Origin of the sequence: Paraburkholderia guartelaensis (assembly GCF_004353905.1) — a bacterium.
GTDB classification, from domain to species: domain Bacteria; phylum Pseudomonadota; class Gammaproteobacteria; order Burkholderiales; family Burkholderiaceae; genus Paraburkholderia; species Paraburkholderia guartelaensis.
In genome coordinates, this window is record NZ_SMOD01000154.1 from 1 (window position 1) to 1,268 (window position 1,268).

3 pseudogenes are annotated in these 1,268 nt (G+C 62.1%); all 3 read right to left on the reverse strand.

Annotated elements, in window-relative coordinates:
* A pseudogene (locus E1N52_RS43765) lies at positions 1–215 on the reverse strand (IS110 family RNA-guided transposase); the annotation flags it as partial.
* A gap of 68 nt (positions 216–283) precedes the next feature.
* Positions 284–832, reverse strand: a pseudogene (locus E1N52_RS43770) (helix-turn-helix domain-containing protein); the annotation flags it as partial.
* A 216-nt stretch (positions 833–1,048) separates the two neighbouring features.
* A pseudogene (locus tag E1N52_RS44715) lies at positions 1,049–1,268 on the reverse strand (ISNCY family transposase); the annotation flags it as partial.

Below are 1,268 nucleotides of genomic sequence, written 5' to 3' on the forward strand. Positions count from 1 at the left end.
AAGGTGTCAGGGTGCAGATGACAGCGAGCTTTGGCTTTCGCGATAGCGGTCAGGACGGAAGCGGTGTCGCCGGCCGCTACCGTGCAACGGCTGGGAGCACGTACGCCATCACCGAGTGACAGCTTCCAGTTCTTTTCGCCCAATTCAAAGGCGACAAACAGCCTGCAGGTGATCGCGGTGTCCTGTGCGTGCAGGGTTCTCTCGGGTGCGTCCATTTGCGTGCTCCTTCCGGGAAACGGTCCAGACAAACCGTTTTACTCCTGGGGGCTTACGCGGGCTGTCCCTCATAGTATCTGAACGTCGATTCGGTCTGCGTGAAATGCAGGTGCATCAGCCGGCTCGTCGCGTCGTCCACGTACACCAGCAGCGTGCAGGCCGGCGCCCGGTCCTCGAACCAGCGGTGGTCGCTGCCGTCGATCTGCACCAGCTCGCCGAAACATGCACGCCGTGCGCGCGGCTGGTAGACCTTCGGCGGACGCTGTTTGCGCGGCACCCACAGGCCGGCCTGGGTCATCAGTTGGCGCACCGTTTCCTTGCACAGCCGGATGCCGTGGCATTCGTCCAGCTTCTCGCGGGCCAGCGTCGGCCCGAAATCGGCGTAGCGCTCGCGGATGATCATCAGGGCGCGCAACGCCAGGCCTTCGTCGAGCTTGCGGTTACCTGGCTGACCGCGCCGGCCCGAGGCCACGCCAGACGGCCCGTGCTCCCGGTACCGGATCACCAGCCGTTCGATCTGACGTACTGTCAGACCCAGCCGTTCGGCGGCACGGCCGGGCTTGAGGCCCGTCTCAACGACCGCCTGTATAACCTTCAGTCTGTCCAGTTCGCGCATGCTCAAACTCACCAGCGTCGTGTCCGGCTTCATGGCAGGCCCCGCAGCGGTTGCAGCAGTCTGCCAGCTTGCCAGCGCTCAAAAACACGACATCTGTAAATAGCCAGAACACGACATTAAGACGTAGCCCCCACAACACATGTCATGGCCAGATACAGATGTCCGCTTCCCGGCCAAGTTCAAATGTCCGGGTTTAGCAGGTTCAGGATTCGTCTTTCATGCGTCTGAAGCCTGTACGGTATCGAAGGACGGATCCTGAGCGGGAAGGGTGTCTGCGTCAGTTCCACTGCTGCCTGCAGACCGCCGGCCAGGTTTTTGGGGCGATTGCTGCACCTGTCTACGCTGGGCAAGATCCGTGATCGCCTGCTCGACATCCGCCTGCGTGAACTCGCGTTGTTTCTTCTTGCCCGGTTCGTGTTCGTTGCGCCTGGTTCGG